Raw genomic sequence first — 23,616 nt, forward strand, 5'->3', positions numbered from 1 at the left:
GAGCACCATGCCCATCGCCAAGGAGCAGACAACCGCCAAGGTTCCGCAGCGGGTGATCTGGCTGGCTCTTGCGGGGGCGGTGGGCGGCTTCCTGTTCGGCTTCGACTCCTCGGTGGTCAACGGTGCCGTGGATGCCATCAAGGACGAGTTCGCGCTTTCCGAGGCAGTCACAGGCTTTGCCGTAGCAGTGGCCCTGCTGGGCTGCGCCGCCGGTGCGTTCCTCGCCGGCAAGGTGGCCGACCGCTACGGCCGGATCCCGGCCATGAAGCTCGGCGCACTGCTGTTCCTGGTCAGCGCCATCGGAACCGGCTTCGCATTCGGCGTCTGGGACCTGATCTTCTGGCGCCTGGTGGGCGGCCTGGGAATTGGCTTGGCTTCGGTGATCGCCCCGGCCTACATTTCCGAGATTTCGCCCCGTCAGGTCCGCGGCAGGCTCGCCTCGCTGCAGCAACTTGCCATCACCACGGGTATCTTCGCCGCACTCCTGTCCGATGCCATCTTTGCCACCAGCGCCGGCGGTGCGGACCAGGCGTTCTGGCTCGGCATCGAGGCCTGGCGCTGGATGTTCCTGGCCGCGGCGGTTCCGGCCGTGGTCTACGGCTGGATCGCGTACACGCTGCCCGAATCCCCGCGCTTCCTGGTCATCCAGGGCAAGGAAGATGAGGCCCGGAAGGTCTTCGATTCCATCGCTCCGTCCGAGGAGACTGATAGGCACATCCGCGAAATCCAGGCCGCCGTCGAAGAGGACAGGCTGGCCGGCCAGAAGGGCTCACTGCGGGGCAAGACCTTCGGGCTCCAGGCCGTGGTCTGGGTGGGCATCATCCTCTCCGTCCTGCAGCAGTTCGTAGGCATCAACGTGATCTTCTACTACTCCACCACCCTGTGGAAGGCTGTCGGTTTCCAGGAGAAGGACTCCCTCACCATCTCCGTAGCCACGTCCATCACGAACATCCTGGTGACCCTCGTGGCCATCGCCCTGGTGGACCGGATCGGCCGCCGCCCCATCCTCCTGGCCGGCTCCATCGGCATGGCGGTCTCCCTCGGTACCATGGCCCTGGCGTTCTCCTCCGCTGTGGGCTCAGGCTCCGAGATCTCCCTGCCGGGCGCGTGGGGACCGGTGGCCCTGGTGGCCGCCAACATCTTCGTGGTCAGCTTCGGTGCATCCTGGGGACCCCTGGTGTGGGTGCTGCTGGGCGAAATCTTCCCATCGCGGATCCGTGCCCGTGCCCTGGGCCTGGCCGCGGCCGCGCAGTGGGTGGCCAACTTCGCCATCACGCTCAGCTTCCCTGTCATGGCGGCCGCTTCCCTGCCGCTGACCTATGCCATGTATGCGCTGTTCGCGGCGGCATCCTTCTTCTTCGTGATGTTCAAGGTGCCGGAGACCAACGGCATGTCGCTGGAGCAGGCCGAGACCCTGTTCGTGCACAAACGCAAGGGCTCCGCCGCCTGAGGGAACCCTCTCTCACTACCTGCGGGTTTCCGGGCAACGCTCTCTCACTTAACGCACATTCCCCGGCAACGCTCTCTCACCTAGAGCTTCAGCTTCATGCCCTCGTGGCTGGCATCGAAGCCAAGGCGCTCGTAGAACCGGTGCGCCGATGTTCTGTCCTTGTGGGTGCTCAGCTGCATCATGGAACAGCCGCGCCGCCTAGACTCCTCGATCGCCCACCGGACCATCACGTTGCCGATGCCCTGGCCACGAAGGCTCCCCGCCACCCGCACGCCTTCGAGCTGTGAGCGCCACGACCCCTGCCGCGAGATGCCGGGCAAGAAGCTCAGCTGGAACGTCGCAACCACCGAACCGTTCTCTGCCCCGTGCGGCACCAGGTCCCCCACAACAAGCAAATGGGACGGGTCGGCGTCGATCGCGGCGAAAGCCCGCTCGTAGGGCTCCATGTCCACGACGGTTTCACGCACGGCGCCCATGGCATCGTCGGCCAGCAACTGCACAATGGCGGGCAGATCCGCACGTAGGGCGGGGCGGAGCCGGAACGTCCCGCCGTCGACGTCGGCAGTCAGCAGGGTGGGCGTGGCAGCTGGGTTCCGGATCACCACACAAGCATTCCACAGGGGCCACGGTGCCTCCGGACCTGCGAGAGGGTTCGTCAAAAACCCGCATTAAGTGCGAGAGCGTCGGTCAGAAACCTGCGGAAAGTGAGAGAGCGTCAGGCGAAGTAGACGCCGATGCGGTTGCCGTCGATCTCCTCGATGCGGATATCGATGTCGTAGACATCGTGCAGCATGGCGGACTGCATGATGTCCGCCGGGCTCCCCTGATGCACCAGGCGGCCGTCCTTCATGGCCAGGATGGTGTCCGAATAGCAGGACGCGAAGTTGATGTCGTGGACCACCAGGACGATGGTTTTGCCCAGCTCGTCGGCCAGCCGGCGCAGCAGCCGCATCATCTCCACCGAGTGCTTCATGTCCAGATTGTTCAGCGGCTCATCCAGGAGCAGGTAGTCGGTGTCCTGCGCCAGGACCATGGCGATGTAGGCGCGCTGCCGCTGCCCGCCGGAGAGTTCGTCCACGAACTTGTCCGCCATGGAGCCGAGGTCCAGGTGGCCGATGGATTCCTCCACGATGGCTTTGTCCTCCACCGTGGGGCGTCCGCCCGAGTGCGGGAACCGGCCGAAGGCCACCAGGTCACGGACGGTCAGCCGCATGGTCAGGTGGTTCTCCTGGCGGAGGATGGCCATAGTCCGGGCGAGGTCCCTGCTGGGAGTGCCCGCGACGTCCAGTCCGCCAACGGACACGGCCCCGCTCTCCAACGGCTGCAGCCGGCTGATCAGGGACAGCAGGGTGGACTTGCCGGCGCCGTTCGGCCCGATGATCGAGGTGATCCCGCCGCGGGGAATCACGCAGCTGACGTTATCCAGGACAGCCTGGCCGCCGTAGCTCTTGGACACGTTCCGGACGTCGATCACTTGAGCGAGCCTTTCAGCAGGAGGTAGAGGAACAGGATGCCGCCGGCGAACTCGATGACCACGCTCAGGGCGGTGGCGAAGCCGAAGACGCGTTCCAGGACCAGCTGCCCGCCCACCAGGGCCACGGCACCGATCAGCACCACAATCGGGAGCAGCCGGGCGTGGTTGAAGCCCCGGCAGACCTGGTAGCCGAGGCTGACCACCAGCAGGCCGAAGAACGTCACGGGCCCCACCAGCGCGGTGGACACGGCCACCAGCAGCGAGCAGGCCAGCAGGATCCGCATGACCACACGCCGGTGGTCCACGCCCACATTGATGGCCAGTTCCCGGCCCAGGGCCAGGACATCCAGCGTGCTGCGGGCACGCCAAACGGCCACACAAACGGCGGCGATGACCGCGCCAGACACCGCCAGCAGCGCAGGGTCCACGTTGTTGAAACTCGCGAAGAAAAGGTCCTGCAGGATGATGAACTCGCTCGGCTCCATCAGCCGCTGCAGCAGCGACGAGAAACCCCGGAACAGGCTGCCCAGGATGATCCCCACGAGCAGCAGCAGGTGCAGGGACCGGGTGGCGCCGGTGAACATCCAGCGGTACAGCAGCGCGCTGAAGGCAACCATGAGGACCACCTCGACGCCGAACATCAGGGTGGGCGGCGCGCCGCTGACGGCTGCCGCCCCCACGGTGAAGGCGAGCGCGGTCTGCACCAGGATGTAGAGCGAATCGAAGCCCATGATGGACGGTGTCAGGATCCGGTTGGCCGTGACGGTCTGGAAGAGCAGGGTGGAAACGCCCACGGCCACCGCCACGAGCAGCATGGCCGCCACCTTCAGGGCGCGCCGCGGGAGGACGTAGCCCACGGTGCCTTTGAGGTCGCTGAACAGGAAAAACGCGACGGCGGCGATGGTGGCAGTGAGCAGGATGCCGATGACCAGCCGGGGCGAGGCGTTCCGGACGGCGGCTTTGAGTCTCGTGGCCGTGCTCTGCGGGGTGTTCTTCTGCTGGAGGAGGGTCTCAGCCATTGCGTTTCCTCAGGATCAGGATGAGGAACAGGATGGCCCCCACCACGGCCATCACCATGCCCACGGGTACCTCGTACGGATAGCGGATGGTCCGGCCGATCACGTCGCAGACCAGCACAAAGCCGGCGCCGAACAGGGCAGTCCAGGGAACTGCCCGGCGCAGGTTGTCACCGAACAGCAGGGAAACGATGTTGGGCACCACCAGCCCCAGGAACGGGACGGCGCCCACGGTGGTGACCACTACGGCGGAGATCAGTGAGACGATCACCAGTCCCAGGCGCATGGTCCGGGCGTAGTTGAGGCCAAGGTTGGTGGTGAAGTCCTCGCCCATCCCGGCCACGGTGAACCGGTCGGCGGCGAGCAGGCCCACCAGGATGAGCACCGCCACGATCCACAGCAGTTCGTAGCGCCCGCGGAGCACACCGGAGAAGTCGCCGATCATCCAGTTGCTCAGGGTCTGCAGCAGGTCGTACCGGTAGGCGAAGAACGTGGTGATGGCCGCGATGATGCCGCCCAGCATGATGCCCACCAACGGAATGAGGAGGGTGTTGCGTGCGGGGAGCCGCCGCAGGATGGTCAGGAACAGTGCGGTGCCCAGCATGGCGAAAACGCTGGCCACGCCCATCCGCAGAAGGACGGGCGCCGCCGGGATGAACACGGTGACCACCAGGATTCCTAACGTTGCCGATTCCACCGTTCCCACCGTGGACGGTTCGACAAAGCGGTTCCGTGCCATCAGCTGCATGATCAGGCCCGCCACGGCCACCGCCATCCCGGCGAGAACCACGGCGAGGGTACGCGGTACGCGGGAGATCCAGAAGATCTCCACAGCGGCCGGATCGCCGGCCAGCAGCGCGGGTAACGACACGTCGCTGACGCCCACGAACATACTCCCGGTGGCCAGTGCCAGCACAACGACGGCGGCCGCAGCCAGTCCCGCGAATTCGCGGGTCCGGCTGCGGCTTACCGGCGCGGTGGTGCGCAGGGCCGTGGCGGTCACTTTTGAAGCTCAGTCAGGGAGTGTCAGGAAACGGTTCAGGCCACCGAATCGGCGACGGCGTTGACCATCGCCTGGACGTTGTTCAGGCCGTAGCCCACGATGTACCAGGCGGCAGGGTCCAGGTTGATGACCTTGTTGTTCTTGGCCGCATTGGTGGACTGCACCAGTTCGTTGTCCAGGACCGGGCTGGCCGCAGCTTCGGTTCCGATGGCGGTGTCGCGGTTAATCACGTACAGGAGGTCCGGGTTGACGTCCTTGATGTATTCGAAGGAGACGGCCTCGCCGTGGCTTCCTTCGGACTTCACGTCTGCCGCGGTGGGCACGCCCAGGACGTCGTGGATGATGCCGAAGCGGGACCCTGCACCGTAGGCGGTCACTTCGCCGCCGGACGTCAGGACAATAAGGCCTTTGCCTGCAGTGGCGGCCTTGGCCTTGGTGTCAGCGATGGTGGAATCCACGCTCGCCAGCTTCGCGTCGACGTCGGCTTCCTTGTTGAAGATGGTGCCCAGCTTCTTGGTCTGGGCCTTGAAGCTCTCCATGGGGTTGGCCGCATCGACAGACAGGTCGATCGTGGGGGCGATCTTGCTCAGTTCCTCGTAGGCTCCGGCGGTGCGGCCGGAGATGATGATGAGGTCCGGGGCGCCGGCGCTGACGGCTTCAAAGTCGGGTTCCTTCAGCGAGCCGATCTTCTCGTACTTGGCGTCCGCGTACTTGGAGAGCGATTCCGGGTAGCTGGCCTCGGGAACGCCGGCGGGCTCCACCCCGAGGGCGTCCAGGGTGTCCAGGACGCCGAGATCGAAGGTGAAGACCTTCTCCGGGTTCACCGGAACGTTGGCAGTGCTGCCCTGCGCGTGTTCCACCGTGATGGTGGCGGCTTCGTCGGAAGAGGAGGACGCGACGGCGCCGCCCCCGCAGGCGGTCATCGTCAGAAGAGCCGCTCCCGCCGCTAGTGCCCCCAGGTAGCTCGACAGCTTCTTCTTCATGCCAGGATCTCCACTCCGCTATTACGTCACATGTTTGTTGCCTAATGTCCCTGAACTCTATAAGTAAGGTGAGGCTAACTTCAAAACGTAAACCCGCGTTCGCGACATAATGTGCTGGAGCTCACAACGCACGACGCCGGCACTCACGGTGAGTGCCGGCGTCGTGCGGTGCAAGAGCCTCCCTCAAAAATTCGCAGGTACTGCGAGAGGGTCCCCGGAAAAGCTGCAGGAAGTGAGAGAGCGTCCGGGGGCTCGGGTGGAGCAGGTGGAAGGTGGTGCCATCTCAGGCGGGGGTCAGGCGGGGGTTTTGGCCCCTTCCTGCTGGCGCTCCTCCACGAGGGTGGAGACGGCGTTGAACAGCGGGTGGTCCGGAGCCAGGCCGGTGATCTTCTCCGTTGCCTCCGCCGGCGATGACGACGCCAGGATCTGCGCAAGCTCCGTGGCCTCGGCGTCGGCGGGATCGTCGAAGCGCAGGGCCGCGGCGATGGCACCCAGGAGCGCCTCCGGCACAATTCCGCGCTCAGCCAGCTCCGCAGCCGGGCCGATGAACCGCTCATGCCGGCTCAGCTTCCGCAGCGGCGCGCGGCCCACCCGGTTCACCGTGTCAGGCAGGTGCGGGTTGGAGAACCGGCCCAGGATCTTCTGGACGTAGGCTTCCTGTTCGTCATTGTTGAAGCCGTGCTTGGCCACCAGCAGCTGCTTGGTCTCCTCGAGCACGGCCCGGACGTCTTCTGCAACATCCTGGTCCGCCATGGCCTCTGAGATCTTCTCCAGGCCCGCCTCGAAACCGAAGTACGCCGCGGAGGCGTGCCCCGTGTTGACCGTGAACAGCTTCCGCTCGATGTAGGGCGAGAGGTCGTCAACAAACGTTGCGCCCGGAATCACCGGCTCCGCCTCCGCGAACGGGGTGCGGTCGATGACCCACTCATAGAAGGTTTCCACCGTGACGTCCAGGCCCTGGCCCGGCTCCTGGTTGGGCACGATCCGGTCCACGGCCGTGTTCGCAAACACCGCCAGGGAGTCCAGCGAACCGGCGGCATCGTCCCAAAGTGCTGCCACTTCCGCCCGAAGGATGTCCGTGGCGTTGATGGCGTTCTCGCAGGCCATGACCTGCAGGGGCGCCAGCCCGGCCTCCCTGGCCGCGATGCCCTTGGTGATGGCGGGCGCCACGAACTTCAGGATGTGCGGGCCCACCGCGGTGGTGACGATGTCCGCCGTCGCGATTTCGCGGACCAGCTGCGCCTCCTGGGTGCCGGAGTTCAGCGCGCGGAAGTTGTCCACGGTCCGCACGGTGGGGTGCTCCCCCACCTCGTGGACCTGGTAGCTGTCCGCCGCGGCCAGTTGGTCGATCAGGGCATCCGCCACATCGGCGAACACCACCTCGTAGCCCGCATTGTGCAGCAGCAGCCCCACGAATCCACGGCCGATGTTGCCTGCTCCGAAATGTACGGCCTTCACTATGCGTTCACCTTGCCGAACAGCTCCAGGACTTCATCCACGGACGTGGCCGCTTCGAGCTGGGCCACCTGGGCCTTGTTGGTGAACACCTTGGCGATGGAGGACAGGATGTGCAGGTGCTCGTTGTTGACGCCTGCCACACCCACCACGAACTTGACCTGCTTGCCGTTCCAGTCAATGCCGTCCGGGTAGCGGATCACGGAAACCGCGGACTTCATGATGTGGTCCTTGGCGGCGTTGGTGCCGTGCGGGATGGCCAGGAAGCTGCCCATGTAGGTGGAGACGGATTCCTCGCGCTCGTGCATGGCGTCGATGTAGCCCTCGTCCACGGCGCCGCGTGCCAGCAGGAGCCGGCCCGCCTCGTCAATGGCGGCGTCGCGCGTGGTGGCCCTGCCGTTGAGGATCACGCTGTCATGAACCAGGATGTCCGACGGCGGCGCGGCGGCAGCCGGTTCTGCATCCACCGGGGCGTCCGCTGCATGTGCGCCGTGGCTGGCGGCGCCGGCAGCAGCACCCGCACCAGCAGCCCCGGCGCCTGCGCCGGCGGGAGCGCCGGCGTCGGCCGTTCCACCCGCGGTTCCCTCCGTGTTGCTTTCCCTGACCAGCTCAACGATTTCGTCGTACCGGGGGCTGTTCATGAAGTTGTCCACGGAGAAGTGCGCGGCACTGGACGTGACCGGCTTGGCGCGTTCGGTGAGGTCCTGGTGCGTGACCACGATGTCGTACGTATCGCTGAGGTTGGCGATGGCCGAGTTGGTGACCTTGACGTCCGGGAACCCGGCAGCCTTGATCTTGTTCCGCAGCACCGAGGCGCCCATGGCACTGGATCCCATGCCGGCGTCGCAGGCGAACACGATGTTCCGGACCGGTCCGGCCAGGACGGCAGTTCCCACCCCAGCTCCGGCAGCACCGCCCAGGGTGGAGGAAACGGAGCTCTTCTTGCCCTTCAGGGATTCCATCTGCGAGGTGGCAGCGGCCAGGCTGTCCTCCTCGGTGTCACCCACGGGGGTCTTGCTGGCCTTCAGGATCACCGAGGCGATCAGGAAGGACACCGTTGCGGCGAGGAGCACGGACAGTGCCACTCCGAAGTAGCTGTCGCTGGCTGTTGCCGCGAAGACAGCGATGATGCTGCCAGGGGCTGCCGGGGAGCGCAGGCCTGCGCCGGTGAGCACCAGGGTGAAGATGCCCGTCATGCCGCCACCGATTGCGGCGAGGATGATGATCGGCTTCATCAGGACGAACGGGAAGTAGATCTCGTGGATGCCGCCGACGAACTGGATCAGGGCCGCGCCGGGGGCCGAAGCCTTGGCCAGGCCCTTGCCGAAGAACATGTACGCCAGCAGGATGCCTACGCCGGGACCGGGGTTGGCCTCGAGCAGGAACAGGATGGACTTGCCGTTAGCCAGCGCCTGTTCTGTGCCAAGGGGTGTCAGGATGCCGTGGTTCACAGCATTGTTCAGGAAGAGGACCTTGGCCGGTTCGATGAAGATGCTCGTGAAGGGCAGTAAACCGTTGTTGACCAGGAATTCGACCACGGCACTGGCACCATCGCTGAACGTCTTCACCACCGGGCCGATCACCAGCATGCCGAAGATGGCCAGGACGGCGGCAACAATGCCGGCCGAGAAGTTGTCGATCAGCATCTCGAAGCCCGGCTTGACCCGGCCTTCCCAGACCTTGTCCAGCTTCTTCATGATCCAGGCGGTCAGCGGGCCCATGATCATGGCACCGATGAACATGGGGATATCGGTACCAACAATCACGCCCATGGTTGCGGCTGCGCCCACAACGCCGCCGCGGACGCCGTGGACCATCCGGCCTCCGGTGAAGCCGATCAGGAGCGGGAGGAGGTAGGTGATCATGGGCCCAACGAGCTTGGCCAGTTCCTCATTGGGCGTAAAGCCCGCCGGAATGAAGAAGGCCGTGATGATGCCCCAGGCGATAAACGCCCCCATGTTGGGCATGATCATTCCGGACAGGAACGTCCCGAACTTCTGGACGCCGACCCGCAGGCTGGTGCGGGGTTTTGCAACTGTCTCTGTTGCCATGTGATTTCCTAACCGTCATTCCTGCGGCTGCGCAGGCTGGGTCCGATAATTACGACGAGCTGGTGGAGATCCGGTGTAGCCATTCGAGGAAAAGCTTGAGTTCCGAGCTCGAAAGCTGGTCTGAATGCGATGCCTGAAGTGCGGCGTTCAGGGCGATCGCTGCCACCACCACCGAGGATTTCCCGGAGTCTTCCGGGGTGGCCCCTGTGGCCTGCTCGGAGGACACCGCAAAGATCATGGCGTCCCGGGTCATGGTGGACAGTTCAAGGTTCCGTTCGGCGGCGGGTTCCGCGATCAGCATCAGCGTCACACCCACGTTGGCGGCCAGGATGGACCTGGCTGCTTCCCGCGGCTGGACGTTGAGCTGGCCCGCCACTGCGGCTTTATTCAGCATCTCCTCCATCAGCGCCTCGGCATCTGCAACGATGACGGGGCGGCTTTCAGGACGGATATTGCCGAACATCACCAGATACAGCTCCGGCTGGTTCAGCCCGAACTGGACGTGGTTATCCCACATCCGCCGGATATCCACCAGCGGATGCCCGGACGGGGCGAAATCCCTTTCGCCCGCAACGTACTCCTCAAAACCTGCGGCAACGACGGCGTCGAAAAGACCTTCCTTGTCACCGAAGTGGTGGTACAGCGTGGGCGCCGTGACACCCGCCAGCTGCGTGATCTGGCGGGTTGAAATGGACGCTCCCGCGGATTTTGCCAGCAATTCTGCCGCTGCTCGCAACAGCCGCATTTTGGGGGGAAGCTGGCCATCCAAACTCATAGCCGCTACCCTATCACCTATAGCATTGCTATATGAACTGAATCACATACAATTTTTTCAGGCGCGTTTCCGCTGTTGCACAGAGTAGTTGCGGCGGCCCCGGCATGGCGCCGGGACAACCTTGGCGGGCCTGGCTATCGGAAGAGAACGAGGAACTCAGTGCAGACCTTCCCAGGAGTAGGCGTCAGCCCCGGCCGCATCATCGGAACCATCCGCCAAATGCCCAAACCGATCAGCGAACCCCCTGCAGGCGAACAGCTGGCCGCCGGAGTCACCGCCGAGGATGCAGCAGCCGCCCTCAAGGCAGCCTCCCAGGCCGTGCACGATGAGCTCAAGAACCGGGCCGCCCACGCCACCGGTGACGGCAAGGCTGTCCTGGAAGCCACAGCACTGATGGCCAAGGACACCATGCTGATCAAGGGCGCGGCCAAGCTTGTGGCACGCGGCACCTCCGCTGAACGCGCCATCTGGGAATCCGGATCCTCCGTGTCGGAGATGCTGCACAACCTGGGCGGCTACATGGCCGAACGTGCCACCGACGTGCTGGACGTTCGCGCCCGGATCGTCGCCGAGCTGCGTGGTGTGCCCGCGCCCGGCATTCCCGCCTCCAGCACGCCGTTCGTCCTGGTGGCCGAGGACCTGGCACCAGCCGATACCGCCACCCTGGACCCGAACAAGGTACTGGCTCTCGTGACGGCAGGCGGCGGCCCGCAGTCCCACACGGCCATCATTGCCCGTTCCCTTGGCTTGCCGGCAGTCGTGGCGGCCGTAGGCGTGGACGAGCTGAAGGACGGCACGGAAGTCTATGTTGACGGCGCCGGCGGCACCATCACGGCCGAGCCGGACGAAGCGCTGCGTGCCGCAGCGGAAGCATGGGCGGCCACCGCCTCCCTGCTCGCCGAATTCAGCGGCACGGGCGCGACGGCGGATGGGCATCTGGTGCCCTTGCTCGCCAACGTTGGCGGCGGCAAGGATGCCGCGGCGGCCGCAAAACTGGGCGCCCAGGGCGTGGGACTGTTCCGCACCGAATTCTGCTTCCTGGAACGGGACACCGAACCTTCCGTCGAAGAGCAGGCCGCCGCCTACAAGAGCGTTTTCGATGCGTTCCCGGGCAAGAAAGTGGTCCTGCGTACGCTCGACGCCGGCGCCGACAAGCCGCTCCCCTTCCTGACCGACTCCACGGAGCCCAACCCTGCCTTGGGCGTCCGCGGCTACCGCACCGACTTCACCACCCCGGGTGTCCTGGACCGCCAGTTGGAAGCAATCGCCCAGGCGGAGAAGGCCTCAGAGGCTGATGTCTGGGTGATGGCCCCGATGATCTCCACGGCTGAAGAGGCTGCCCGCTTTGCCTCAATGTGCGCAGACGCCGGAATCAAGACGCCCGGCGTGATGGTGGAAGTGCCCTCCGCCGCGCTGACCGCCGAAGCGATCCTCCGCGAGGTGGGCTTCGCCAGCTTGGGCACCAACGACCTCACGCAGTACGCCATGGCCGCCGACCGCCAGCTCGGCCCGCTCGCCAACCTGAACACCCCGTGGCAGCCGGCCGTCCTGCGCCTGGTGGGCCTGACAGTGGAAGGCTCCCGGGCTGAAGGCCACAACAAACCCGTGGGTGTCTGCGGTGAGGCAGCCGCTGATCCTGCCCTCGCCGTCGTCCTTACCGGCCTGGGCGTCAGCACCCTGTCCATGACCGCGCGGTCGCTTGCCGCCGTGGCTGCGGTCCTGAAGACGGTCACCCTGGCCGAGGCGCAGGAGCTGGCCAAGCTCGCACTGTCCGCGCCCAGTGCCACCGAAGCCCGCGCCTGGGTGCGGGAAAAGCTGCCCATACTCCAGGAACTCGGCCTCTAACCACGAGTTTTCTTACCACCGCCCGCACCACCCCACCAGGAGGAACCATGCCCGAACGCACCGCCACCATCGCCAGCCGCTCCGGCCTGCACGCCCGCCCAGCGGCGCTGTTTGCAGAGGCCGCCGGGGAGGTGGGCGTGGAAGTCACCATTGCCAAGCCGGGCGAGCCGGCGGATGAGGCGCTGGACGCCTCGAGCATCCTGTCGCTGATGACCCTGGGGGCTGAAAAGGGGGACGTGGTGGTGCTCCGGGCTGAGGGTGACGGTGCCGACGCCGCGCTGGACTCGCTCGTCAAGCTCCTGGAAACAGACCTCGACGCCGTTTAGCGTCTCAGCCGGTTAACGCGCTGCTGTATAACCCGCGGCTGTATAACGCCCGACGGCGGGATGCGGCTTTGGGGGCTGCGCTCAGGCGGTGACGCCGAAGCCGTCCACGGCGCGCACCCAGGCGGTGATCGCTGCTGCGGCGGGCCCCGGCGCGGTGTGCTGGAAGACGTGGCCCTGCCCGGGTATTTCGGTCAGGCTGCTCTGGGCCGCCTGGCCTGCCAGGCGCTCACACCATCCGCGGCTGGCCACAGGATCCTTGCTGCCACGCATCACCAGAACGGGCTGTCCGACTCCGCGGACCCTGGCTTCCATCGGATATTCCATCATCACGGGCAACTCGGTCAGGTACCAGCGGAGGCCGGCCCGGAAGTAGTCCCCGAAAACTATGGCGTTCGAGGTCACGCTCTCGCTGAACATCGCATCGCGGGTCAGCGCCAGCGCCTGCCGGGCAACGGATTTGCGTTGGTCGTCCACCACCGGACCCATCAGCACCACGCCAGCCACCAGCTCCGGCTGCTGCAACGCGAGTTCAACGGCATGCTGGGTACCCATGGAATGGCCGATCACCACGCAGGATCTCACGCCGGCGTCGGCAAGCGCTGTGTGCACAAAGGCCGCATACTCACCCACCGGCACCTGGCGGGCCGGTCGCGGGGAGTCGCCGAAGCCCGGAAGGTCAAAAGTGTAGACGTCCGCGGTGAGGGCAAGTTCGTGGTGCAACCGGGCGAAGTAGCGGTGGGAGACCCCGATCCCGTGCAGGAGCACGTACGCCGGGCGCGGCAGGCTCCCGGCCGTTGCCACAGAGGAGTAGAGCCGGCCGGGCAATCCGCCGAATTCAATGGCCTTGCCGCCGGTGAGTTTCATCCAGTGAGCATACCGCCGTCCGCGGGAGCTACGGCATTAGGCTGATGCCATGGCACTGATAGCTCCGAAGATGACAGCCGGCCTGCCGGCCGAGGACGCCGGGAATCTGCGGCGGGCGCTGGAAGGCGGGAACGACATCACCGTGTTTGTGGACGGCACCGTCCACCGGCTGACTCCCGAGGCGAGGGACGCCGTCGTCGATCTCCTGAGCAGGTTCAGCCGCGGCGAAGCGGTGACGGTCAGCAGCGTTGAGGAAATGCTCACCACGTCCCAGGCCGCGGAACTGGCCGGGATTTCCCACACGTACCTGCGGAACATGACCGACCGCGGCGAGATCCCGGTGGAATACCGCGGCACGCACCGCCGGATCAGGCTTGCTGCGGTCCTGGCGTGGCTGGACCAGCAGAAGAAAAGCGAACAGCAGAACAGGGAACAGCACGACGGCGGGGGCGCCCCGGCTGCCGGCAGCAGCTAAATCCGCGGCCGCAGGGCCCAGCGCCGCATCTTCAGCGCCGCATGGAGTTCCAGCCGCGGCATTCCCCGGAGCGGGTCCACACCCAGAAGTTGGCGGATGCGGCCCAGCCTGTTGTAGATGCTGCTGCGGTGCAGGTGGAGTTTGGCGGCCACGTCCTGGATAGAGCCGTCGTTGTCGTAGATGAGTTCCAGGACAGGGAGGAGCTCGCCGTTACGGTCGTGGTCCTCCAGCATCCGTACGTAAACGGAGCCTGAGTCAGCCCAGGCGCCCGCCCCGCCCCCGGCCGAGCCAAGCAGCTGGTAGATCCCGGTGGCCCTGCAGTCCACCAGCTCCCCCAGCTGGGGATCCACCGCTGCCGCCTGCGCAGCCAGCCGGGACTGCCGGTACGCCTCGGCAAGCTCGCGGGGTTTGGCGAATCCCTCGCTGATGCCCAGAATGATGCGGTGCACCGGCCGCCCGGAACGTTTGGCGAGTTCCAGCTGATAGTGCACCAACACCTGGGCATGGCTGGCACGCCCCACGGATTCGCGGAACAGCACCACTGAATGGGTTTCCGTTCCGGCGCTGAACAACACCAGGTCAACGCCGATGGTGGCCTGCAGGGCAGCGGAGCGGTGGATCAGCGTGGAGGCAATGGGATCGGGGCCGCCGGCCCAGCCGTCGGCGTCGAGCACCGTCACCACCTGCCACGGCCCTCTGCCCTGGATTTCCTTCCACCCTCCAACAGCCGCCAGGGCGTTGGCTTCGCCGGAACACGCGGCCAGGAACTCCCGTTCACGGCCGCGCCTGAACTCGGATTCGGCGGTGTTGGACTCCAGCAGAAGGCCCGAGAGCTGCTCGATCTCCGGGCCAACGTCCGGAAGCTGGGCGAGGATAGCGGCCGGGTTTTCGTCCTCCGAATCCTGCTGGACCCACAGGTAGCCCACGCGGAATCCCCGCACCATCAGCGGAACGCAGATCCGGCCCAGCATTCCGAGGTCCGGGTTGGCGGGAATCGCCAGCGGGCGGACCGCCGTCGCAATGCCATGGGAAAGCTGCCAGGCGCTGACATCGGCAGGCACCCTCTTGCTCAGCAGGAAGTTGACCCGGACCCGGTCCGCGTGGGCCTGGTTGGAGCTGTAGGCGAGCAGCAGGCCGTCCAGATCTTCCAGCGAAAGGCCGCGCCCGAGCTTCCCGGCCACCTGCTCCACAAGCTGTTCCACATCCTGCTGCTGCATGGGGCAAGACTACTGCTTATCGGGTGACTGCGGCGAACGGACACGAGGCGACACCTGACGCTTCAGGGCTGAACAAATGTCGCGCCGCGTGGACCGGAAACCCCGGAATGTCGCGGAATCCGCGCGGGGTCAATTGCCGGCTCATGTCGACTGGGTCACATCCGGATTTATTCTGGAAGTACAAATTTTCCCCGCGATTCCGGGCCCACAGGCCCGGTGAACATGGAGCCCAAAATGATCATCGGTGTCCCCAAAGAGATCAAGAACAACGAATTCCGCGTGGCCATCACCGCCGCCGGCGTCCACGAGTTCCGCACCTACGGCCACACAGTCCTGGTGGAGCGCGGCGCAGGTCTCGGTTCCGGGATCACGGACGAGGAGTACGCCATCGCCGGCGCCGAAATCGTCACCGACGCGGACGAGGTTTGGGCCCGCGCCGATATGGTCATGAAGGTCAAGGAACCCGTCGCAGCGGAATACCACCGCTTCCGCAAGGGCCTGATCCTCTTCACCTACCTGCACCTCGCAGCCGAACCGGAACTGACCCGCGAGCTGATCAACTCCGGCGTCACCGCCATCGCCTACGAAACCGTCCAGGAAGGCCGCGCACTGCCGCTGCTCGCTCCGATGTCCGAGGTGGCCGGCCGGCTTTCCGTCCAGGTTGGCGCTACTTCCCTGATGGCCCCTGCAGGCGGCAAGGGCGTGCTGCTCGGCGGCGTCCCGGGCGTCCGTCCCGCCAAGGTGGTTGTCCTCGGCGCCGGTGTTGCCGGTACCAACGCCGCGGCCATGGCCCTGGGCCTGGGTGCCGACGTCACCATCCTGGACATCAACATCAACCGCCTCCGCGAACTCGACGCCCAGTACCAGGGCCGCCTGAAGACCGTTGCCTCGAACAAGTACGAGATCGAGAAGTCAGTGGTGGACGCCGACCTGGTCATCGGCTCAGTGCTGATCCCCGGCGCCAAGGCCCCCAAGCTGGTCAGCAACGAACTGGTCTCCCGCATGAAGCCCGGCTCCGTACTGGTGGACATCGCCGTGGACCAGGGCGGCTGCTTCGAGGACACCCGCCCCACCACGCACCAGGAACCCACGTACAAGGTGCACAACACCATCTTCTACTGCGTGGCCAACATGCCCGGAGCCGTCCCCAACACGTCCACCTACGCGCTGACCAACGTCACCCTCCGGTACGCCGTTGCACTGGCCAACCTGGGCGTCAAAGCCGCCTTCGACCGCGACCCCGCCCTCGCCGCCGGCCTCAACATCGCCGCCGGACACGTGGCACACCACTCCGTCTCCGAGGCACATGGCCTGCCGCTCGTAGCCGATTGGCACGAACTGGTCTCTGCCTAGGTCCTTAGTTCGTCCTGCTGCGCTGGACGACACACATCCTCCGCGTGCTGCTCCTTCGTCGCTCTGACGCACGCTGCCGGATGTCTGTCGTCCAGCGCGTGTTGGTTAAGTCCGGTCAGCAGCCAGTTCGCGTGCCTTTTCTATTAGTTTGAGGGCTTCTACTGGGCCTGCGGGGTCCACCGGGAGGGGGAGGGCTGAGGCCGTGCCGCCGTCGAGGATCTTTTCCGCCAGCAGCCGGTAGAACTCGGGGTAGGCGCCGCGCTCGGTGGGCAGCCGATCCAGGTGCCCGTCGCGGCCCAGGGCGCCGGCCCACTCCGGAGCCTCGACACCGTACTCGTCGTCCAGCGGGCTTCCGCCGGCCACGATGTACGGCTCCTGCGGGTCGATCCCGTGCTTGGTGAACGCTCCCGCTGACCCGAGGATGCGGAACCGCGGACCCTGCTGCGCGCAGAGCATGTTCATGCTTAGGTGGCTGGTCACGCCGGACTCGTGGGCGAGGACCAGGAAGACGTCGTCGTCAACCTTCTCGTGGGGACGGCGTGCCTGCAACTCGGCATGGGCCACCGTGGCCGGGCCGAACAGCAGGAGCGCCTGGTCAATGAGGTGCGTGCCCAGGTCGAACAGCACACCGCCGCCGTCTGCAGCCGTGGCGTCGACCTTCCAGGCCTTTGCGGTGTCCGGGGACCACCGTTCGAAGCTGGACTCAAAGCGGGTAACGCTTCCCAAGGCTTCGCCGGCCAGCAGCTTCCGGACTGTGAGGAAATCCCCGTCCCAGCGGCGGTTCTGGAAAACCGTAAGTACACGGCCCAGCCGCTCCGCCAGGGCGATCAATTCCTGTCCTTGCGCGCTTGTGACGGCGAAGGGTTTATCCACCACGACGTCCAGCCCGGCTTCCAGCGCAGCCTTAGCCAGCGGGTAATGGGTGGCGGGCGGGGACCCCAGCACCACCACGTCAAGGTTCCCGGCCAACGCAAGAGCAGCGTCGCCGTCGGGCACTGTTTTGGTGCCCGGGTACCGCTCCGCGACGGCTGCCTGCCGGCCGGCGTCGGACGTAGCAATGACGTCCAGTGAATAATGCGGATCCGCCGCAATCAGCGGCGCGTGGAAGACACTGCCGGACAGGCCATAGCCGACGACGGCGGTGCGGAGGGTGCGGTTGGTGCGTTCAGGTTCGGTGCCGGTCATGGCTCAACGCTACCCCGTCACCCTCTGGCAGATCCTGCAAGTTATCCCCAAACGCTCCATCACTCCCTCCCGGTTTCGGCGGGGAAACGGCGAAGGCCGGCACCTCCTGGAGTTCAGGGAGTGCCGGCCTCGGCCGTGGGAGGTTGGAACGTCAGGCGGGAGTTACTTCTTTTCCCAGCCGATGGTGGTCCAGTCCGGAACCTGGGACAGGCTCTGGAACAGCGACGGGCCGTAGTTGGCCAGGCCGGTGCGGACGAACGAGATCTGCGGGCCGTTCATCACAACACCCATGGAGAAGTACTTGGCCATGTGCTCCTTTTCAACTTCCATGGCTGCCTTGTTGCGCTCTACGTTGTCCTCGATGGAGGCCAGGTCAGCGATCTTCTTGTCCAGTTCGGCGTCGCCCAGCTGGTTCTCGTTGGTCTTGGAGTCGTAGTACTGCTTGACGGCGGACGTGGCGTCGGCGCCCACTGTGTAGCCGGAGACGCTCATGTCGAACTCACGTGAACCCAGGACCTTGCCGAAATCGGCAGAGGCCCGCTGATCGATTCCAACATCCATGCCGCCGGCCTGCAGCTGCTTCTGCAGCGTCTGGGTGAAGGCGAGGGTGGTGGGATCGTCACCGAAGTTGCTGATCTTGAAGGCCGCAGGCTTGCCGTCTTTTTCCATGATTCCGGCAGCATTGGCGGTGTAACCGGCGTCGGTCAGGACCTTCTTGGCTGCGTCGGGGCCCGTTTCCTTCACCGGGTAGTTGTCCTGGTAGTACTCAGAGAACGGCAGGACCATCATGGAACCGGAGCTGGGCTCTTCCCAGTTCAGTCCGTTGAAGCGGACCTTGCGGAGGGCTTCGCGGTCAACGGCGGCGAAGATTGCCTCGCGGACAGCCACATCGGTGATTCGCTGTGCGTTAAGGTTCATACCGCCCGCAAACAGCCGCTGGCCGCGGCGGACCTCGGCGTCCTTGGTGCCTTCAAGCTGCTTGTACAGGGAGATGGTGTTGGCGGACATGCCGTCGATCTCGCCGTTCTTGAAGGCTGCGATCTGCGCGCTGGTTTCCAGCTGCCGGAAGACCACGTTTGCCAGGACGGGCTTGGTGCCCCACCACTTATCATTGGGAACGAGGGTTACCGTCTTGGCTGCAGTATCGTACTGGTCCAGCTTGAACGGACCGGCCATCCACTCAGGGTGCAGTTCGCCGTTGAACCCCTCGTTGAAGATCTCGGGGCTGTTCACGGCCGGGTGGATCAGGCCAAAGAACAGATCCTCCAGCGGATAGACCGGCTGGGTGGTCTTGACGATGATTTCCTTGTCGCTGCTGCCTGCTTCAACGGACTCAATGAATTCGTAAGCACCGGAGCTCACGATGTCATAGCCGGCATCCGGGCTCTTGAGGATGTTCCAGGTGTTCTGGAAAGCCTTGATGTCAATGGGGGTGCCATCGTTGTAGGCGGCCTTCTCATTGACCTTGATGGTGACGGTCTGCTTGCCGTCCTTGACTTCGCTCTCAACCGACTCGCAGAAGTCCTTGTTCGGTGTGGCCTTGCCGACGAAGTCCAGCTTCCAGCAGCCGCCGATGCCGCCGCTGTTCACGGCCACCGGGTTCATGGGGATCTGCAGTGCGGAGTTGTCCGCGCTGTTGCCGTTGTTGGAGAACCCGTTGAAGTCCGGCCCGATGTTGCCAAGCGGCAGGGTGACCTTGCCGCCGGGCTCGAGGTCCGCGGCCGGCTTCTCGTTGACGCTGATCAGCTTGGAGAGGTCACTGCCCGACTCCTGCCCCTTGGCAGTCTCCGGTCCGGTAGACGTGCCTCCACCGCCGCAAGCAGTCAGCGTCAAAGCAGCCGCTATGGCTGCCGCTCCGCCAATCTTGGTCAGATTCTTCATGGTGTTCCCTTCATTGGTGCGAGTGGTGGTGCTTGTGGTGGGTCGAAAAAATCTAGGGTGCATGGGGTTCCGCGGTTTCGTGGACCACCAGCATGTCCTCGTCCAGTTGGCCGTCGGGGAAGAAGCAGGCGAACTGCTGGTCGAGGACCGGAACGGGCCCAGCTTCCAGGGCTTTCACTGCCGCCGAGGGCTGGACAGCCTCCAGCGGTGGCTCCAGGGTGAGGCATTTTTCCTGCTTGGGAGCAGGGAGCGCAGCGAAGACGGGGCAGCGGGTGGCGAAGTTGCAGCCCTTGGGGGCGTCCAGGGGCGAGGGCAGGTCACCTTCAAGGATGATCCGCTCGCGGGTGCGTTCGATCTGCGGGTCAGGGACCGGAATGGCGGAGAGCAGGGCGCGGGTGTAGGGGTGGCGCGGGTTGTCGAAGACCCTGTCCACTTCCCCGATCTCCACAATCTTGCCGAGGTACATCACCGCCACCCGGTTGGAGATGTGCCGGACCACGGAAAGATCGTGGGCCACCATCAGGTAGCTGAGGCCCAGCTCGGCGCGCAGCTTGTCCAGCAGGTTGATGACGCCGGCCTGGACAGACACGTCCAAGGCGGACACGGGCTCATCCAGGACCACGAGCTTCGGGTTGACGGCCAGGGCGCGGGCAATGCCCACACGCTGGCGCTGGCCGCCGGAAAACTGGTTGGGGAACCGGTTGACGTGATCGGGCTGCAGCCCCACCAGCTTCATCAGCTCCATGATCCGTTTCCGGATGGCGGCCTTGTCCATGCCCGCGTTTTGCAGCGGCTCGGCCAGGACCTCGTACACGGTGAAGCGGGGGTCCAGGGCGCCGGTGGGGTCCTGGAACACCATCTGCAGTTCACGCCGCATAGCGCTCCTGGTCCTGGCGTCGGTGGCTTCCTTGTTGCTGAGGCCGCCGATCCTCACCTCGCCGTCCTGGTCCTTGTGGAACTCCATGATCTCCAGGAGCGTGGTGGTCTTGCCTGAGCCGGACTCCCCCACGATGGCGAAACATTCACCCTCACGGATGTCGAAGCTGAGGCCGTCCACTGCCTTGACGGTGCCGATGCGCCGTTTCAGCAGCGCACCTTTGGTCAGCGGGAAGTGCTTGCGCACGTCCTTGAGTTCCAGGACCGTGGCGCGTTCCGCCCGCGGGATGGCATCAAAGCCGGACACCGGAACCGGCGGCGCCGAGAATATTTCCAGGACGTCGACGTCGCCGCCCAGTGAACCGGACTTGATGCAGGCCGCCTTGTGACCCGGGTGCCCGCCGGCCGGCAGCAGTGCGGGTTCGCCGGCCAGGCAGGCATCCACCACCAGGGGGCAGCGCGGCGCGAAGGAGCAGCCGGTGGGCGTGTGGATCAGGTTGGGCGGGATGCCCTCGATGGGGACCAGCGAGGTCTTCTCGGCAACGTCCACCCGGGGCACGGCACCGAGCAAACCCATAGTGTAGGGCATGCGGGGGTTGTAGTAGATGTCATCCACCCGCCCGGTTTCCACGGGCTTGCCCGCGTACATGACCATGATGTCGTCCGCGATGCCCGCCACCACACCAAGGTCGTGGGTGATCATCACGACCGCGGCGCCCGTCTCCTCCTGCGCCGTATGAAGCACCTCAAGCACCTGGGCCTGGATGGTGACGTCCAGCGCCGTCGTCGGCTCATCCGCGATCAGCACCCGGGGGTTGTTGGCGATGGCGATGGCGATCATCACGCGCTGGCGCATGCCGCCGGAGAACTCATGCGGGAACGCCCGGAGCCTGTCCTTGGGACTGGGAATCCCCACCATCGCCAGAAGTTCGACGGCGCGGGCTTCCTTCGCGGCGTTGCTCATGCCGGGATTGTGGATGGTGAGCGCCTCGATGATCTGGGCGCCCACCGTGTACACCGGGGTGAGGGAGGACAACGGGTCTTGGAACACCATGGCAATATCGTTGCCCCGGTAGGCGCACATGGCTTTGTCGCTGAGGCCGAGCAGTTCCTTGCCCTTGAGCAGCACTGATCCGGAGATCTCCGCGGTGGGCGGCAGAAGCCCCATGATGGCGAGTGAGGTGACGGACTTGCCCGAGCCGGACTCGCCAACAATGCCCAGGGTCTTGCCGGGCATGAGGTCGAAGTCAACGCCGCGGACCGCGTGCACCACGCCGTTCTCCGAATTGAACCGGACGTTCAGGTCCCGGACAGACAAAACGGCGTCCGACGGCGAGTGGAGGCCTGCGATGTGGAGGCGTTCGGCCGGGGTGTGGGCCGCGTCAGCCGGTTCGAGGTAGGTTCCGCTGCTCATTTGGCCCTCTTCTGTGCGCTGTTCTTCTTTGCGCTGTTCTTTTTTGCCCGGCCAACCGAACTCGAGCTCGGATCAAACGCGTCACGCAAGCCGTCATTCATCATGGCCAGGGACCCTGTGAGCAGGAACATCACGGTCAGCGGAACCCAGAACATCCACGGGAAGGTCTGCACCTGGGAGGTGGCGCCGCCGATCAGCACGCCAAGGCTCACGTCCGGAACCTTGATGCCGATGCCGATGAAGGAGAAGGCGACTTCAGCAAGGATGGCGCCGGTGACTCCGCGGGTGATGTCCAGGACCAGGAGCGAACCGATGTTCGGGACCAGGTGCCGCCACACAATACGCCGCGGCGGGACGCCCATGTACTGGGCCGCTTTGACGAAGTCACGCTGCATCAGGGACATGGACAGCGAGCGGATCAGCCTGGCGGTGCCCATCCAGCTGAAGACGAGCAGGACGATGATCAGCAGGAGCCAGCTGGGGAGGTTCTTTTTCAGGCCGTCGCCTCCGCCGCTGGTGGCGACGGCCACCACCAACAGGGCGGGCATCATGATGAGCGCTTCGAGGAAGAAGAGCATCACCTTGTCCACTTTGCCGCCGAAATAGGCCATGGTGCAGCCGTAGACCGCAGCAATCAGGACGGACACCAGGCCCACAATGAGGCCGATGAGGATGGAGATACGGGTGCCTTCAACGGTCATCGCGTAGAGGTCAATGCCGGCCTGGGACGTGCCCAGGAAGTGCTCGGCCGACGGCGGCATGCCGATGTTGAAGGGGTCGATGGTCTCCTTGTCCCACGGGGTAAAGTACCCGCCCACGAACGAGAAGACAGTCAGCGCAAGGAATATTGCCAGGCCCGCAACCGCTGTTTTGTTCCGCATGAACCGCCGGAAAATGATGGTGGATTTGCCGATGATGACATCGGCGCTGTCCAGGTGGGCATCCTGGGCCACTGCCGCCGGGTCGATGGCGTTGAGGTTGGTCATGGCTACTGCACCCTCACTCTCGGGTCAACCAGGGTGGTGGCGAAGTCAGCGAGGATGGCGCCGAGGGCAAAGATCACGGAGCCGTAGGCGAGGGTGGCGGTTGCGGCGTTCACGTCCTGCAGGGAGATGGCGTCAATGCTCCACGAACCCACCCCGGGCCAGGCAAAGATCTTCTCGGCAAAGAAGCCGCCCGCAAAGATGGCGGGGATGGTGAAGGCGATGCTCTGGGCCACGGGAATGAAGGACACCCGCAGGGCGTGCCGGGAAATCGCCTGGTTGCGGGTCAGCCCCTTGGCTCGTGCCGTCCGGACAAAATCTGCATTGACGTTGTCCAGCAGGTACTGCCGCTGCGCGATCTGGTACGAGCCCCAGCCCACCAGCGTGATGGCGATGGTGGGGACTGCGTAATGGGCCAGCATGTCCACAAACTGAGCCCACCCGGGTTCCATGCCGGGGGTGGAGATGCCGGTGACGAAGAAGATGCGTTCCCCCACCGTCTCGTTGATGTTGATGGCACCGAGCTGGACCAGGAAGTAAGCGATGGGGGCCGGTACGATGTACGCCAGGTAGCTGTAGGAGGTGATCACGCGGTCCTGGAACTTGTACTGGCGGGCCGCCGAGTACACACCGAGGGCTACGCCGATGACCAGCGTCAGCACGATCGATGCGAGGAAGAGACGGGTGGAGATCCACACCCGGTCACCGAATTCGGCGTTGATGAAGGCGCCGTTTGGACTGCGTCCCCAGTCCCAGCGGGTCACGATTGCCGTGAGCCATTCGACGTAACGCTCCCACGGGCTGAGGTCCGGGTCCAGGCCCTTCAGGCGCATGGAGTTGGCCACCTGTTCCGGGGTGGGGCGGGGAATCCGTTCCTGCTCAAGCAGCGCGGGCTTGAGGGAACTGACCGCCAGGAAGTACCCGGCCGAGGTGGTCAGGAAGATCATAAAGACGTACGTGATGCCGCGCTTGGCAAGGTACCTGAGCATT

General features: G+C 65.2%; 20 protein-coding genes. 5 read left to right on the plus strand and 15 right to left on the minus strand.

The features are described 5' to 3' along the window. Positions 1-7 precede the first annotated feature (7 nt). Entirely contained in the window at positions 8-1,450 is a 1,443-nt protein-coding gene (locus ACP7AX_RS16495; protein WP_426227926.1) for a sugar porter family MFS transporter, read from the plus strand. An 80-nt stretch (positions 1,451-1,530) separates the two neighbouring features. Here the strand turns inward: ACP7AX_RS16495 and ACP7AX_RS16500 are convergent, their stop codons facing one another. The 8 genes from ACP7AX_RS16500 to ACP7AX_RS16535 all read right to left on the minus strand — a co-directional run bounded on the left by ACP7AX_RS16500 (position 1,531) and on the right by ACP7AX_RS16535 (position 10,207). Beyond that, positions 1,531-2,022: a GNAT family N-acetyltransferase gene (locus tag ACP7AX_RS16500; RefSeq protein ID WP_426228046.1), complete on the minus strand. Its 492-nt coding sequence runs from the start codon at positions 2,020-2,022 to the stop codon at positions 1,531-1,533. A 143-nt stretch (positions 2,023-2,165) separates the two neighbouring features. Further along, positions 2,166-2,924 carry an ATP-binding cassette domain-containing protein gene (locus ACP7AX_RS16505; RefSeq protein ID WP_131683399.1) on the minus strand — a complete coding sequence of 253 codons (759 nt, stop codon included), beginning with the start codon at positions 2,922-2,924 and terminating at the stop codon, positions 2,166-2,168. Beyond that, a complete protein-coding gene (locus tag ACP7AX_RS16510) occupies positions 2,921-3,943 on the minus strand; it encodes an iron chelate uptake ABC transporter family permease subunit (RefSeq protein ID WP_426227928.1) in 1,023 nt (340 codons plus the stop codon). The genes ACP7AX_RS16505 and ACP7AX_RS16510 overlap by 4 nt, the downstream gene beginning before the upstream one ends. Continuing rightward, entirely contained in the window at positions 3,936-4,943 is a 1,008-nt protein-coding gene (locus tag ACP7AX_RS16515) for an iron chelate uptake ABC transporter family permease subunit (protein WP_131683401.1), read from the minus strand. The genes ACP7AX_RS16510 and ACP7AX_RS16515 overlap by 8 nt, the downstream gene beginning before the upstream one ends. Before the next feature lie 35 nt (positions 4,944-4,978). Next, entirely contained in the window at positions 4,979-5,926 is a 948-nt protein-coding gene (locus ACP7AX_RS16520; protein ID WP_131683402.1) for an ABC transporter substrate-binding protein, read from the minus strand. 294 nt (positions 5,927-6,220) lie between these two features. Continuing rightward, complete coding sequence (locus ACP7AX_RS16525) at positions 6,221-7,384, minus strand: mannitol-1-phosphate 5-dehydrogenase (RefSeq protein ID WP_426227931.1); 1,164 nt, start codon at positions 7,382-7,384, stop codon at positions 6,221-6,223. Beyond that, positions 7,384-9,432, minus strand: a complete 2,049-nt coding sequence (locus tag ACP7AX_RS16530) for a PTS mannitol transporter subunit IICBA (RefSeq protein WP_426227933.1) — start codon at positions 9,430-9,432, stop codon at positions 7,384-7,386. Before ACP7AX_RS16530 ends, ACP7AX_RS16525 begins: the two co-directional genes overlap by 1 nt. 49 nt (positions 9,433-9,481) lie before the next feature. After that, positions 9,482-10,207, minus strand: a complete 726-nt coding sequence (locus ACP7AX_RS16535; RefSeq protein ID WP_426227935.1) for a TetR/AcrR family transcriptional regulator — start codon at positions 10,205-10,207, stop codon at positions 9,482-9,484. A 159-nt stretch (positions 10,208-10,366) separates the two neighbouring features. On the opposite strand from ACP7AX_RS16535, the gene ptsP reads away from it, so the two are divergent. Next, the gene (ptsP, locus tag ACP7AX_RS16540; RefSeq protein ID WP_426227937.1) at positions 10,367-12,052 is read left to right on the plus strand and encodes a phosphoenolpyruvate--protein phosphotransferase; all 1,686 of its coding nucleotides are present in this window, start codon (positions 10,367-10,369) and stop codon (positions 12,050-12,052) included. 47 nt (positions 12,053-12,099) lie between these two features. After that, entirely contained in the window at positions 12,100-12,378 is a 279-nt protein-coding gene (locus tag ACP7AX_RS16545; RefSeq protein ID WP_131683407.1) for an HPr family phosphocarrier protein, read from the plus strand. Positions 12,379-12,459: 81 nt separating this feature from the next. Here ACP7AX_RS16545 and ACP7AX_RS16550 read toward each other — a convergent pair whose 3' ends face one another. Then, positions 12,460-13,242, minus strand: a complete 783-nt coding sequence (locus ACP7AX_RS16550; protein ID WP_426227939.1) for an alpha/beta fold hydrolase — start codon at positions 13,240-13,242, stop codon at positions 12,460-12,462. 49 nt (positions 13,243-13,291) lie between these two features. Between ACP7AX_RS16550 and ACP7AX_RS16555 the strand changes: the two genes are divergently transcribed. Beyond that, positions 13,292-13,717: a helix-turn-helix domain-containing protein gene (locus ACP7AX_RS16555; protein WP_426227941.1), complete on the plus strand. Its 426-nt coding sequence runs from the start codon at positions 13,292-13,294 to the stop codon at positions 13,715-13,717. Here ACP7AX_RS16555 and ACP7AX_RS16560 read toward each other — a convergent pair. Next, complete coding sequence (locus tag ACP7AX_RS16560) at positions 13,714-14,934, minus strand: PucR family transcriptional regulator (RefSeq protein ID WP_426227943.1); 1,221 nt, start codon at positions 14,932-14,934, stop codon at positions 13,714-13,716. The two genes, ACP7AX_RS16555 and ACP7AX_RS16560, sit on opposite strands and share 4 nt — an antisense overlap. A 234-nt stretch (positions 14,935-15,168) precedes the next feature. Here ACP7AX_RS16560 and ald point away from each other — a divergent pair, with 234 nt between their 5' ends. After that, on the plus strand, positions 15,169-16,287 hold the full coding sequence (gene ald / locus ACP7AX_RS16565; RefSeq protein ID WP_426227945.1) for an alanine dehydrogenase: 1,119 nt from the start codon (positions 15,169-15,171) through the stop codon (positions 16,285-16,287). 105 nt (positions 16,288-16,392) lie between these two features. Here the strand turns inward: ald and ACP7AX_RS16570 are convergent, their stop codons facing one another. The 5 genes from ACP7AX_RS16570 to ACP7AX_RS16590 form a co-directional block, all read right to left on the minus strand. Further along, complete coding sequence (locus ACP7AX_RS16570; protein ID WP_426227947.1) at positions 16,393-17,472, minus strand: Gfo/Idh/MocA family protein; 1,080 nt, start codon at positions 17,470-17,472, stop codon at positions 16,393-16,395. 162 nt (positions 17,473-17,634) lie between these two features. After that, complete coding sequence (locus ACP7AX_RS16575) at positions 17,635-19,353, minus strand: ABC transporter family substrate-binding protein (RefSeq protein WP_426227949.1); 1,719 nt, start codon at positions 19,351-19,353, stop codon at positions 17,635-17,637. 52 nt (positions 19,354-19,405) lie between these two features. Then, complete coding sequence (locus tag ACP7AX_RS16580) at positions 19,406-21,643, minus strand: dipeptide ABC transporter ATP-binding protein (protein WP_426227951.1); 2,238 nt, start codon at positions 21,641-21,643, stop codon at positions 19,406-19,408. Then, a complete protein-coding gene (locus ACP7AX_RS16585) occupies positions 21,640-22,629 on the minus strand; it encodes an ABC transporter permease (RefSeq protein WP_426227953.1) in 990 nt (329 codons plus the stop codon). Before ACP7AX_RS16585 ends, ACP7AX_RS16580 begins: the two co-directional genes overlap by 4 nt. A 2-nt stretch (positions 22,630-22,631) precedes the next feature. Beyond that, complete coding sequence (locus tag ACP7AX_RS16590) at positions 22,632-23,615, minus strand: ABC transporter permease subunit (RefSeq protein WP_131683415.1); 984 nt, start codon at positions 23,613-23,615, stop codon at positions 22,632-22,634. Between the last annotated feature and the right edge of the window lies 1 nt (position 23,616).

Source organism: Pseudarthrobacter sp. DSP2-3-2b1 (assembly GCF_049895945.1).
In the GTDB taxonomy this organism is placed as follows: domain Bacteria; phylum Actinomycetota; class Actinomycetes; order Actinomycetales; family Micrococcaceae; genus Arthrobacter.

Bases quoted from the DNA above. Each gene is read 5' to 3' on its own strand.
- ACP7AX_RS16495 (WP_426227926.1), top strand. From the start codon at position 8: ATGCCCATCGCCAAGGAGCAGACAACCGCCAAGGTTCCGCAGCGGGTG.
- ACP7AX_RS16510 (WP_426227928.1), bottom strand. From the start codon at position 3,943: ATGGCTGAGACCCTCCTCCAGCAGAAGAACACCCCGCAGAGCACGGCC.
- ACP7AX_RS16520 (WP_131683402.1), bottom strand. From the start codon at position 5,926: ATGAAGAAGAAGCTGTCGAGCTACCTGGGGGCACTAGCGGCGGGAGCG.
- ACP7AX_RS16530 (WP_426227933.1), bottom strand. From the start codon at position 9,432: ATGGCAACAGAGACAGTTGCAAAACCCCGCACCAGCCTGCGGGTCGGC.
- ACP7AX_RS16535 (WP_426227935.1), bottom strand. From the start codon at position 10,207: ATGAGTTTGGATGGCCAGCTTCCCCCCAAAATGCGGCTGTTGCGAGCA.
- ACP7AX_RS16545 (WP_131683407.1), top strand. From the start codon at position 12,100: ATGCCCGAACGCACCGCCACCATCGCCAGCCGCTCCGGCCTGCACGCC.
- ACP7AX_RS16550 (WP_426227939.1), bottom strand. From the start codon at position 13,242: ATGAAACTCACCGGCGGCAAGGCCATTGAATTCGGCGGATTGCCCGGC.
- ACP7AX_RS16555 (WP_426227941.1), top strand. From the start codon at position 13,292: ATGGCACTGATAGCTCCGAAGATGACAGCCGGCCTGCCGGCCGAGGAC.
- ACP7AX_RS16560 (WP_426227943.1), bottom strand. From the start codon at position 14,934: ATGCAGCAGCAGGATGTGGAACAGCTTGTGGAGCAGGTGGCCGGGAAG.
- ald (WP_426227945.1), top strand. From the start codon at position 15,169: ATGATCATCGGTGTCCCCAAAGAGATCAAGAACAACGAATTCCGCGTG.
- ACP7AX_RS16570 (WP_426227947.1), bottom strand. From the start codon at position 17,472: ATGACCGGCACCGAACCTGAACGCACCAACCGCACCCTCCGCACCGCC.
- ACP7AX_RS16575 (WP_426227949.1), bottom strand. From the start codon at position 19,353: ATGAAGAATCTGACCAAGATTGGCGGAGCGGCAGCCATAGCGGCTGCT.
- ACP7AX_RS16580 (WP_426227951.1), bottom strand. From the start codon at position 21,643: ATGAGCAGCGGAACCTACCTCGAACCGGCTGACGCGGCCCACACCCCG.
- ACP7AX_RS16585 (WP_426227953.1), bottom strand. From the start codon at position 22,629: ATGACCAACCTCAACGCCATCGACCCGGCGGCAGTGGCCCAGGATGCC.
- ACP7AX_RS16590 (WP_131683415.1), bottom strand. From the start codon at position 23,615: ATGCTCAGGTACCTTGCCAAGCGCGGCATCACGTACGTCTTTATGATC.